General features: G+C 72.2%; 10 protein-coding genes. 3 read left to right on the forward strand and 7 right to left on the reverse strand.

Features of this window, described 5'->3' with window-relative positions:
- Window positions 1-165 precede the first annotated feature (165 nt).
- Both AC1DE0_RS11635 and AC1DE0_RS11640 read right to left on the reverse strand, forming a co-directional pair.
- A complete protein-coding gene (locus AC1DE0_RS11635; protein WP_478100553.1) occupies window positions 166-1515 on the reverse strand; it encodes a glutamate mutase L in 1350 nt (449 codons plus the stop codon).
- Between the two features lie 23 nt (window positions 1516-1538).
- Window positions 1539-2717, reverse strand: coding sequence for a cystathionine gamma-synthase (locus AC1DE0_RS11640; RefSeq protein ID WP_478100555.1), 1179 nt, complete (start codon window positions 2715-2717; stop codon window positions 1539-1541).
- Window positions 2718-2761: 44 nt separating this feature from the next.
- Between AC1DE0_RS11640 and AC1DE0_RS11645 the strand changes: the two genes are divergently transcribed.
- Window positions 2762-3475: an SGNH/GDSL hydrolase family protein gene (locus AC1DE0_RS11645; RefSeq protein ID WP_478100557.1), complete on the forward strand. Its 714-nt coding sequence runs from the start codon at window positions 2762-2764 to the stop codon at window positions 3473-3475.
- A 48-nt stretch (window positions 3476-3523) separates the two neighbouring features.
- Here AC1DE0_RS11645 and AC1DE0_RS11650 read toward each other — a convergent pair whose 3' ends face one another.
- The 5 genes from AC1DE0_RS11650 to AC1DE0_RS11670 form a co-directional block, all read right to left on the reverse strand.
- Entirely contained in the window at window positions 3524-4147 is a 624-nt protein-coding gene (locus tag AC1DE0_RS11650; RefSeq protein WP_478100559.1) for a response regulator, read from the reverse strand.
- Window positions 4144-5637 carry a sensor histidine kinase gene (locus AC1DE0_RS11655; protein ID WP_478100561.1) on the reverse strand — a complete coding sequence of 498 codons (1494 nt, stop codon included), beginning with the start codon at window positions 5635-5637 and terminating at the stop codon, window positions 4144-4146. The genes AC1DE0_RS11650 and AC1DE0_RS11655 overlap by 4 nt, the downstream gene beginning before the upstream one ends.
- Before the next feature lie 2 nt (window positions 5638-5639).
- Window positions 5640-6236, reverse strand: a complete 597-nt coding sequence (locus AC1DE0_RS11660; RefSeq protein WP_478100564.1) for a hypothetical protein — start codon at window positions 6234-6236, stop codon at window positions 5640-5642.
- Between the two features lie 158 nt (window positions 6237-6394).
- Window positions 6395-7393, reverse strand: a complete 999-nt coding sequence (locus tag AC1DE0_RS11665; protein ID WP_478100566.1) for a GNAT family N-acetyltransferase — start codon at window positions 7391-7393, stop codon at window positions 6395-6397.
- Window positions 7390-8412 carry a GNAT family N-acetyltransferase gene (locus AC1DE0_RS11670; protein WP_478100568.1) on the reverse strand — a complete coding sequence of 341 codons (1023 nt, stop codon included), beginning with the start codon at window positions 8410-8412 and terminating at the stop codon, window positions 7390-7392. The genes AC1DE0_RS11665 and AC1DE0_RS11670 overlap by 4 nt, the downstream gene beginning before the upstream one ends.
- A 278-nt stretch (window positions 8413-8690) precedes the next feature.
- On the opposite strand from AC1DE0_RS11670, the gene thrS reads away from it, so the two are divergent.
- Together thrS and msrA are read left to right on the forward strand one after the other, a co-directional pair.
- Complete coding sequence (gene thrS / locus AC1DE0_RS11675) at window positions 8691-9920, forward strand: threonine--tRNA ligase (protein WP_478100570.1); 1230 nt, start codon at window positions 8691-8693, stop codon at window positions 9918-9920.
- A gap of 158 nt (window positions 9921-10078) precedes the next feature.
- Window positions 10079-10783 carry a peptide-methionine (S)-S-oxide reductase MsrA gene (msrA, locus tag AC1DE0_RS11680; RefSeq protein ID WP_478100572.1) on the forward strand — a complete coding sequence of 235 codons (705 nt, stop codon included), beginning with the start codon at window positions 10079-10081 and terminating at the stop codon, window positions 10781-10783.
- Window positions 10784-10795: the final 12 nt, after the last annotated feature.

The raw sequence follows: 10795 nt of genomic DNA on the forward strand, positions 1-10795 counted from the left end.
CTCCGGCTGTCGGATCTCGTCGCCTGTGGACACGAGCTGTCCGGCGCCAGGGGGTGTGGACGGCACGATCCGCCCGAGCACGAGGAATGGCCTTTCGACGTGTGCGGGGCCGCGAACTTTGGCCTCTCGACGGTTGGGGGGCCGCGAACTTTGGCCTCTCGACGGTTAGGGGGTGGTGATCTGGGCGGCGACGGTGCGGGCGACGTCCGGGGCGTCGGCGGCGAGGAGGCCGGCTGCGAAGAGGAGGTATGCCGTGTCGACCGTCGCGCGCGCCGCGCGTGGCACCTTCCAGCCACCCGCGTGGTCGGCGAGCACGGCCCCGAGCACGTGGTCGCGCCCGGCGTCGTCGGTGTGGCGCAGCACGCCGCCGGACCCGACGAGGGCCGTGACGTTTGCGAGCGGGCGCGGGGCCTCGGTGGGCTGCGCGGGGCGCGCGTGCCGACGCACGGCGACGAGCGCGGCGAGCCGGGCCAGCTCGAGGTCGAGCGCGCGCTCCACGTCGTCGCCGGGGAGCGAGGCGGGCTGCTCGTGGACGCGGGCGGCATACGCCCTCAGGGCCTCGGCATCGGGTTTCGACTCGAGCAGGTGCTCGGCCTCGGCCGCCTCGACGACGTGCTCGGCGTTCCAGCGCATCCCGAGGTCGCCCTCGACGGTGCGCGCGTGCCAGAGCGTCGCGACGACGTCCTTGCGCAGGCCGGCGTCCTCGCCCTCGGGTGTCAGGCACGAGTAGACGTCGGTCGTCGCTCCGCCGATGTCGACGACGAGCACGTCTCCCCCGCCGGCCACGGACGCGAGCACCTCCACGCCTCTCAGCACGGCGTCGGGCGTCGCGGCCTCGACCATGGCGGCGAACGCCGGGTCGCGGGAGAGGCCCTTCCCGCCGATGACGTGGTGCAGGAACGCCTCACGGAGCGCCGCCCGGGCCGAGTCGGGCGCGATGACCCCGATCTGCGGGAGCACGTTGTCGGCGAGGACCGTGGGCCTGTCGGTCGTCGCGAGCACCCCGGCAGCCTCGTCACGAGCGTCGGCGTTCCCGGCCAGGACCACCGGCACCGCGTGCGCACCGTGCCCACCGATCGCTCCCTTGGCGAGCCGGGCGGCGTTGTGCAGCAAGACGTTGCTGTTGCCGCCGTCGGTGCCGCCGACGAGCAGGATCATGTCGGGGCGGGCTGCCCGGATGCCGGCGACATCGGCCGTCGACAGCTCACCCGCTGCGACGTGGACGACCTTTGCGCCCGCGGACAGCCCGACCCGGTGGCCGGCCTGGGCCGTGACGGTGCGCTCGTAGCCGACGACGGCGAGCCGCAGCCCTCCGCCGGCGCTCGAGCAGGCCCGCACCACTGCGTCGCCGGGCACGTCGAGCCGCTCCCGCAGCGCTCCGTAGCCGTCGAGGATGTCGCCCGTGCGCTGGGTCCCGGTCGTCGGCGTCGACGCCGTGCCCAGCACCGTGCCGTCATCGGCGAGCAGGGCACCCTTGGTGAAGGTCGACCCGAAGTCGACCGCGAAGATCGTCATGCGTGAGAAGGAAGTTCGCGGGCTCAGCCGTGGATGTCGAGCGCCTCGCGCAGGTCGGCGATGAGGTCGTCGACGTCCTCGATGCCGACCGACAGGCGGATGAGGTCGCTCGGCACCTCGAGCTCGGTGCCCGCGACGCTCGCGTGCGTCATGCGACCCGGGTGCTCGATGAGCGACTCGACACCACCTAGGGACTCGCCGAGCGTCCACAGGCTCACGGCCGCGCACGCCTTGACGGCGGCGTCCTCACCGCGCGTCATGCGGAAGCTCACCATGCCCCCGAACCGCTTCATCTGCCGAGCGGCGACGTCGTGGTTGCGGTGCCCGGGCAAGCCCGGGTAGAGCACGTGCGAGACGCCGTCGTGGCCCTCGAGGAACTCGACGACCTTCTCGGCGTTGTCGCAGTGGCGGTCCATGCGGACGCCGAGGGTCTTGAGGCCGCGCAGCGTGAGCCACGAGTCGAACGGACCTGCCACACCGCCGATGCTGTTCTGGTGGAAGGCGATCCGGTCTTCGGCGTCGTCGAGGCCGGGCACCGTGATGCTCTTGGCCGTCACGACGGCGCCTCCGACGACGTCGCTGTGGCCGCCGGAGTACTTCGTCGTCGAGTGCGTGACGATGTCGGCGCCCAGGGCCAGCGGGCTCTGCAGGTAGGCGGTCGCGAACGTGTTGTCGACCACGAAGACGGCACCCGCCTCGTGGGCGATCTCGGCGATGGCCGCGATGTCGGCGATGCCGAGCAGCGGGTTGGTCGGCGTCTCGACCCAGACCATCTTCGTCTGGCCGGGCCGGATCGCTGCACGGACGGCGTCGAGGTCGCCCATGTCGGCGATCGAGTGCTCGACGCCCTGCGGCGTCGCGACCTTGTTGAAGTAGCGGTAGGTGCCACCGTAGGCGTCGTTCGGCACGACGACGTGGTCGCCCGGCACGAGCAGCGCGCGGGCCACCGTGTCCTGGCCGGCCAGGCCTGAGGCGAACGCGAAGCCGCGGCTGCCGCCCTCGAGCGCGGCGATGCACTCCTCGAGCGCGGTGCGCGTCGGGTTGGCCGACCGGCTGTACTCGTAGCCGTTGCGGAAGCCGCCGATGCCGTCCTGCTTGTAGGTCGACACCTGGTAGATCGGGGTGACCACGGCACCCGTCAGCGGGTCGGCCTCCTGGCCGGCGTGGATGGCGCGAGTGGAGAAGCCGTGCTCGTCAGACATGGTGACGAGCCTATGCCCACGGGCTCTTCTGCGATGCTGCGGGCGTGCGCGACGACTTCGACTACTCCAACCGCGCCGTGCGCCCCCGTGGACCGGTGCTGTCAGCGCTCTCGACGACGTTCCCGGGCATCCGTGCCGTCCAGGAGCAGGTCGAGCCGTATGCCGCCTGGTGGGGTGCGCACAACCGTGAGGCCGCGCGTGGCTCCGGGCCGCTCTGGGTCGCGCTCGGCGACTCCATGACGCTCGGCATCGGCGCCAAGGCACCCGACCTCGGGTGGGTGGGTCAGCTCAGCCGCCGGTTCGACGAGCGGGGCTGGCGCCACCGAGTCGTCAACCTGGGCGTCAACGGCGCGCGCGTCGAGGACCTGCTCGAGCGTCAGCTGCCCGCGCTGGCCGAGCTGACGGCGGACCGGCCGGCCGCCCTGGTCACGGTCGTCGTCGGCTCCAACGATGTCGTGCTGCGGCGCCACCGACGCCTGCTGGTCGGCCGTTTCACCGAGCTGCTCGACCGGCTGCCCGAGGGTGCGCTCGTGTCGAACCTGCCCAACCCGCACCGCGAGGCACGGGTCGTCGACGAGCTGCTGCGCGAGCGTGCCGCCGCTGGTCGGGTCGTGCTCGTCGACGTGCGACGTGAGGGACCTCGCTCGTGGTGGGGCCGGCTCGCCTCCGACCGGTTCCACCCCAACGACGCCGGCTACGCCGACATGGCAGCCGTGGTCGAACGGTCCGTGGACCGGGCCCGTCTGACCGGCCGCTGACGGGGACGCCCTCGGCCGACGCCGCCTCGAGCGCCTCGAGCGCGGCGCTCAGGCCACGCCGTGGTCGCGCGCCCAGAGCGCGGCGGAGGTGCGGTCGCCGACACCGATCTGGCGGAAGACGTTGCCGAGGTGCACCTTGACGGTGCGCTCGCTGATGCCCAGGCTGCGGGCGATCTGCTTGTTGGCCAGGCCCTGGGCGACCTGCGCGAGCACCTCTCGTTCACGGCCGCTGAGAGTGGGCGAACCGACGGCATGCTGGCTGCTGGACGGCAGCAGCGCCCTCGTCACCCTGGGGTCGAGCGGTGCGTGGCCGGCCGAGGCCGCCCGGACGGCGTCGAGGACGTCGCGTGGCTCGCTGTCCTTGAGCAGGTAGCCGACGGCGCCGGCCTCGAGCGCCGCCCGCACGCGCTCGGCCTCGGCGAAGGAGGTCAGGACCACGACGGGGGCCGGCACACCGGCCGCCTTGAGCCGGCGGATCGCCTCGACGCCGTCGACGCCGGGCATCGACAGGTCCATCAGGACGACGTCGGGCTCGACCGCGCTGACCACCCCGAGGGCCTCGGCCCCGTCGGCCGCCTCACCGACGACACTGAGGTCGTCGCTCGCGTCGATGATGGTGCGCAGGCCGGCGCGGACGAGTCGATGGTCATCGACGACGACGACGGTGGTCATCGAACCTCCTCCACGGGTAGGGCGAGCTGCCACGTGGTGCCTCGACCGCGCAACGAGCTCACACGGAGCACCGCGCCGATCTCGGTGGCGAGGTCTGCGAGCACCCGTATCCCGAAGTGTCCCTCAAGTCGCGGGAGAATGTCGGGATCGAAGCCGATCCCGTTGTCCTCGACGGTGAGGAGCACCGGGTGATCGGGGTCCTCGTCGTTGGCAGCGAGCCGGATCGAGACGTGGCAGGCCTCCGCGTGGCGCACCACGTTGCGCAGGCACTCCCGAGCCACGCGGTGGGTCAGCTGCTGGGCCACCTCGCTGAGGCGTGAGGCCACGGCCTCGTCGACGTCTACGTCGACCTCGACGCCACGGCCGGAGAGCGGGCGGGCCAGGTCGGCCAGCGTCGTGGACAGCCCTGCGTCGGCAAGGCGTTCCGGGTAGATGTCCACGAGGAGCGAGCGGAGGCTCGCGATGCTCGCACGGACGGTCGAGGCCGCCTCCGTGATCGTGGCGGCGAGCCCTGTGCGCCCTGCTGCACGCTCGGCCTCTGCGGCACCGCTCACGGCGAGGGAGCTGGCCACCAGGTCTTGCACGGGGCCGTCGTGCAGGTCGGCCGCGATGCGGCGACGCTCCCGGGCGGAGGCGTCGACGGCGCGGCGCAGCAGCGACTCCCGCTGGTGCTGGGCGGCGTCGAGCCGGTCCAGCAGCCGCCACAGGACGGGAAGCATCAGCACGAGCAGCAGCAACAGGCTGCTCGCAATCACGCCGGCGAGGGCTCGCCACAGGTCGAAGGCGCGCTCCTGGACCGGTTCGTAGTCGGCGTAGACCTCGAAGAGCAGCTCCTGCTTCGAGGTGGTCCAGACGGGGCGGTAGACCTCGAGCAGCTTGCCGTCGCCGCGCTCGAACTCGTTCTCGGAGCGGTCGAGGTCGGTGACCTCCGCCTGGGTCCGGGGGTCGGAGAGGGTGGCCGACTGCTCCTCGTCGAGGGTGAACCTCTTGCCGACGAGGCTCGGCACGTCCGAGTAGACGATCCTGCCGTCCGGCTCCCAGAGCTTGACCCGCCGGATGCCGTTGGCGATGATCCGGTCGCGCACCATCGTGTCGAAGGCCGCGTACGCGTTGGGGTCCCCAGTGAGGAGCGCATCGTCGAGCGCCGGCTGGATGAGCGCCAGGGCCATCAGGTCCGTCCGGTGCGCGACGTCGTTGAGGACCTGCCGCTCCGCGAGCTGCCTCGCGGCGAACGACGTGCCGACGACGACGAGCACGAAGACGGCGAAGGCTGCCAGCCCGAGCTGGAGCAGCATCCGCCGCCGGCTCGGCAGCGGAGGCACCCTGGGCGGGGCGACGCCGTCGGCGAGCGTCCACCAGAGGGGGAGGTTCCGGTGGGCTCGCTCGCCGACGGCGTGCGGCGCAGTCGGTGGTGGGGGAACCACCGGTCGGGGCGCCGCCCCGGGCAGCGGGAGCGTGCTCTCGCTGCCCGAGCGTTCTGTCGCTTTCATGGTCAGTGGTCGTCTGCTCCGGAGTCGTCGCCACCGTGGCGACCAGACGAGCCGGAGGAGCCGGAGGAGGACGAGCCGGACCTGCCGCCGTGGTCGTCGGCGGTGCGGGTCACCCGGGACACCGAGGTGCGGGACCCCGAGGACGACGAGGAACCGGAGCCCGACGAAACAGAGCCCGACGAACCAGAGCCCGACGAACCGGAGGACGAGGAGCCGGATCCCGATGAACCGGAGCCGCGGTTCGACGAGCCGCCGTGGTCGTCGCCCGGCTCGGCGTGAGCGCCGCGGTCGTCGCCCGGCTCCGCGTGAGCGCCGTGGTCGTCGCCCGGCTCCACGTGAGAGCCACGGTCGTCGCCGGCCTCGGTGCGCGAGTCGCGGGGGGTTGCGCCGCCCTTGTCGTCGCCGGCCTCGGTGGTGTGGGTCGCGCTCGGCGTACTGCTCGAGGTGCGGGCGCTGTCGTCGCCGGACTCGGTGACGAGCTCGGCCGACGGGGGGACGTAGGTGGGGATGCTCTGCGCGAACGAGCTGTTGCCGACCAGGCCGAGAGTGGCCGGAACGAGGGCGGCCACTGCCACCGCTGCAACGGTGAGTCGTCTCATCGGAATCTCCTCTTCAGGGCACCGTCCCGGCTTCGGGTCGGTGTGCGGATGCTGTGACTCAACGGTGCGGCCTGCGCCCCGTCGGGCGCCATCGGGCTTTGGTCCTAGTACCTGTGCGGCCGACGTCCGCGCCCGGTCACCGCCCGCCTCCCCCTGCCTCAGAGCTCCTTGGCCCACTCCCGCGTCCAGCCGGTCACCGTGAAGCCCATCCGCTCGTTGATGGCGACCATGTGGGTGTTGGTGTCGGCGTTCCAGGTGCGCACGGTCGTCACGGCGGGCCGCTCCCGCTGGAGCGCCTGCAGGTTGGCCACCTTGACCGCGAGGCCGAGTGCGTTGCCGCGGTGCTCACGGAGAACGAGGGTGTCGGACTGGACTGCGAGGTCGGGCTGCCCGGGTCTGACGACGATGTCGGTGAAGGCGACGAGACGTCCGGACGGCACGTGTCGGGCGACGGACTCGACCGCCCACACGGAACTCGGGGTGTTCCACTGCTGACGCACCCGCTCGGCGTCCCAGTCCTCGTCGTCGAGCTCGATGTCACCGGTCGGGGCGTCGGTGCTCATGCGCCGCGCCAGCAGCGCGCGATCCTCGAGCCACTCCTCGGGCAGCCTGTCGACAGAGGTCAGGACGACGTATGCCGTCGGGTCGAGTCCGGGATCGAGTGCGGCGAGAGTGCCCTCGGCCACGGGCAGCACCAGGTCCTGACGCAGGTCTGCCAGGGTCTGGCGGTAGCCGTTGGCGAGCGCGAATTCCGTTGCCGCGTCACCGTTCTCGACCGGCGACCCACTGTGCTCGTGGATGCGCGTGCACCCGTCGTCACGCAGCGACTTCTCGCAGTGCGCGAGGAGCAGGCTGCCGACGCCGTGGCGCTGGTGGTCGGGATGCACCGAGAGCCAGACGCCTGCTGTCCCGACGTTCTCCCGCGTGCGTCGGATCGTCTGCGCCGACGCGACCGGGTCGTCCGAGCCGGCGGACGCGACGACGAAGGTGCGCCTCACCTCGTGACGACGCGGGGCGATGTCGAGGATCTCCTCGACGGAGGTGCGCTGCGCCGTGGCACCCCAGACGCGGCGGTTGGCGGAGTGGTGCACCTCGAGCCAGGCCTCGCTCTGCGGGTCGCCGGCGCGAAGCTCGATCTCCTTGACCTGAAACGTCATTCGCCCGGCCCAGTCTGCTTCTGCCACTCGCGGCTGTAGCCGTCGACGACATAGCCGAGGCGCCGGTTGACCGCGAGCATGTGGTCGTTGGACGCGGCGTTCCACGTGCGGATGGCCGTGACGTGCGGCAGCTCGTCCATCAGCAGCAGCGCGTTCGCGGCCTTGAGCCGCAGACCCAGCCCGTGCCCGCGGTGCTCTCTCAGCACGAGGGTGTCCTGCTGGTAGCCGAGCTCCGGCTCGCCGGCCGACACGGACACGGTGGTGAACCCGACGAGACGGCCCGACGGGAGATGGCGCACGGCGGTCTCCACCACCCTCCGGCCGGAGGCACGAGCCCTCCCGGTGCTCGCCCGCAGGCGTTCGGCGTCCCAGTCCTCCTCCTCGATGTCGAGGTCGTCGGCCGGGGCGTCGGTGCTCATGCGCTGCTGGAGCACGGCCCGGTCGTCGAGCCACTCCTCGGGCATGTCGTCGACGTACGACTCGAGGGCGTACTCCTCGGCGCCGGCAGCAGCCAGCTCCGCGCGGAGCGACTCACTGTCGGCCGGCAGGGCCTGCTCGCTGCGCAGGACCGTCTGGGCGACGACGAAACCGTTGGAGGTCGCGAAGGACTCGGCTGCGTCCGACCCGCCGTTCGCCCACTCGGTCTCGACGAGGAGCGTCGTGCGGCAGTGCTCCGTGGCGATGGCCTCCGCGTCCGCCAGCAGGGCCGTGCCGACCCCCTGCCGCCGCGCAGCAGGATGCACCGAGAGCCAGAGCATCGCGCTGTGCAGGTTGTCGCGCAGCGGGAGGTGCACCTCGAGGGCGCCCACGAGCCGGTCCCGGTCCCACGCAGCCCGTGCCACCCGCTTCTTGTCGGAGCCCTTCACGAAGCCCCGGATCTCCTCGAGCGTCCAGGCGCTCCCGCGCCCGCCGAACAGGTCGCGCTGCACGGCTGCGTGGACGTCGATCCACTCGCGCGCCGCCGCCTCCTGTTCCGGGTCGAGCAGGTCGATGGGTCTGATGTCGAGGTCGTCGCTCACGACCACGAGTCTGTCGACCCCGCACACGACGCGGCCAGCCATTTCTGCCGAGCGGCGCGACACGGCATACGTCCTCGGTGGCGCACAGCTCGGCAATCGCCTTGCCGCACCGGCGTTCCCGCCCTACCCTCGATCCATGCACCGCTCACAGCAGACGACGACGCCGGACCCCTCCGGCGCACTGTTGCTGCTCTAGCACCCCCACTGCAACCCACGCCCCGGAGTCGACTCCGGGGCGTTCGTCGTCTCCGGGCCGGCCCAGCGCAAGGAGACCGACCATGTCAGACCATCGCGAGCTCAACCACGACCTCGACGTCTATGCCACCGACCCGCTCGCGGGCGCCGGGCTACCGCTCTGGCTGCCGGCCGGGTCGGTCATCCGCCGCGAGCTCGAACGTCTCGCCAAGGACCTCGCCCACGCCGACGGCTGCGTCGACGTGCACACCCCGGTGCTCGGCAAGAGGGCTCTCTTCGAGCGCTCGGGCCACTGGGCCAAGTTCGAGGACGACATGTTCCCGACCGTCCAGCTAGGCGACGAGGAGGTCGTGCTGCGGCCGGCGAACTGCCCCCACCATGCCCTCGTCTACAAGGCGCGCAGCCACTCCTACCGAGAGCTGCCGATCCGGCTCAACGAGCTCGCGCCGATGTTCCGGGCCGAGCGCTCCGGCGTGCTCTCCGGCCTGACCCGGGTGCGCCAGATCAGCCTCGACGACACCCACGTCTTCTGCCGGCCCGACCAGACCGGGGCAGAGGTCGCCCGGGGGTTGCGCGCCGCCCTGGAGGCGCAGCGCATCCTCGGCCTGCCCGTGCACCACGTGCGCCTGTCGCTGCGCGACGACTCCGACGCGTGGCTCGGCACCGAGCAGCAGTGGGGCACCGCGCAGGACGCCCTGCGCGAGTCGGCCCGCAGGGTCCTCGACGCCTACGACCTGCCCCTCGTCGAGGCGCCGGGCGAGGCCGCCTTCTACGGCCCGAAGGTCGACCTGCAGGTCTTCGACTCCCGCGGGCACGAGGAGACCATCGCCACCGTCCAGGTCGACTTCAACCAGCCCGAGCGCTTCGACCTGACCTACCACGGGGAGGACGGCGAGCGGCACCGCGTCGTCATGGTGCACCGCGGCACCGTCGGCTCGATGGAGCGCGTCACCGCGGCCCTGCTCGAGCGCTACGACGGGCGTCTCCCGCTCTGGCTCGCGCCGGTCCAGGTCGCGGTGCTGCCGGTGTCGCAGGAGCAGGACGAGGCCGCCCGCGCGCTCGTCGACGCGCTTCGCGCGCAGGGCGTACGCGTGGTGCTGGCCTGCGACGACTCCCTCGGCTCGCGCATCCGCGAGGCCCGCCGACGCCGTGTCGCCGTGGTGGCCGTGGTCGGGGCCCGCGAGGCCGCGGACGGGTCGGTGCAGGTCACCGACGTCGCGGCCGGCTTCCGGGAGGTCGTGCCGGTCGACCACCTCGTCGAGCGGGTCGTCGCGGCCCGCGACGGACGGTGCCAGGGCGTCGGGTGGACCTGAGCCGCCCCGAGCGGTCTGGTGTGTGCAGCCGCTGGGGTCCTGGCCCCGCCGGCTGCACACGCCAGGGGTCCGCGGGACCGGGCCGGCCGGCATACCGGAGCGGTCTCGAGCGTTGCAGAGGCGTACGACCCGCCCCACACGAAGGATGTGACACTGGAATGGTGTTCGGACTCGGCAAGAAGACCCACCTGCCCGCTCGCGAGGACGCCCTCCCCGGTCGTGCGGAGCCCCCGTTCGAGGTGGACCCCACCCACGTCGTGCTCGGCACGCCGATCGAGGGACCGTGGCCCGACGGCTCGGAGGTGCTCCACGTCGCCATGGGCTGCTTCTGGGGCGTCGAGCGGATCTTCTGGAAGCAGGACGGCGTCGTGTCGACGGCCGCCGGCTACATGGGCGGCTACACGCCCAACCCGACGTACGAGGAGACGTGCACCGGGCGCACCGGCCACGCCGAGACCGTGCGCGTCGTCTACGACCCCGAGAAGACCTCGCCCGAGCTGCTGCTCAAGGCCTTCTGGGAGAACCACGACCCGACCACGGCGAACCGCCAGGGCAACGACATCGGCACCGCCTACCGGTCGGCGATCTACTGGACGACCGAGGGGCAGCGGCTCGCCGCCGAGGCCACCCGCGAGGCGTTCCAGAAGGTGCTCGACGACAACGGCTTCGGGCAGATCACGACCGAGATCCGCTCGGCCGACGACGCCGGACCGTTCTACCTCGCCGAGGACTACCACCAGGGCTACCTGCACAAGAACCCCGGCGGCTACTGCAACCACGGCCCCAACGGCATGACCTGCCCCGTCGGCATCGTCCGCCAGGACCAGCTCCCGTCGCAGCAGGACATCGCACCGCCCGCCTGACGCACGGGCGCC

This window comes from Terrabacter sp. 05T424, assembly GCF_056396225.1.

Coding starts and splice junctions, on each gene's coding strand:
- AC1DE0_RS11635 (WP_478100553.1), bottom strand. CDS start 1,515: ATGACGATCTTCGCGGTCGACTTCGGGTCGACCTTCACCAAGGGTGCC.
- AC1DE0_RS11640 (WP_478100555.1), bottom strand. CDS start 2,717: ATGTCTGACGAGCACGGCTTCTCCACTCGCGCCATCCACGCCGGCCAG.
- AC1DE0_RS11650 (WP_478100559.1), bottom strand. CDS start 4,147: ATGACCACCGTCGTCGTCGTCGATGACCATCGACTCGTCCGCGCCGGC.
- AC1DE0_RS11655 (WP_478100561.1), bottom strand. CDS start 5,637: ATGAAAGCGACAGAACGCTCGGGCAGCGAGAGCACGCTCCCGCTGCCC.
- AC1DE0_RS11660 (WP_478100564.1), bottom strand. CDS start 6,236: ATGAGACGACTCACCGTTGCAGCGGTGGCAGTGGCCGCCCTCGTTCCG.
- AC1DE0_RS11665 (WP_478100566.1), bottom strand. CDS start 7,393: ATGACGTTTCAGGTCAAGGAGATCGAGCTTCGCGCCGGCGACCCGCAG.
- thrS (WP_478100570.1), top strand. CDS start 8,691: ATGTCAGACCATCGCGAGCTCAACCACGACCTCGACGTCTATGCCACC.
- msrA (WP_478100572.1), top strand. CDS start 10,079: ATGGTGTTCGGACTCGGCAAGAAGACCCACCTGCCCGCTCGCGAGGAC.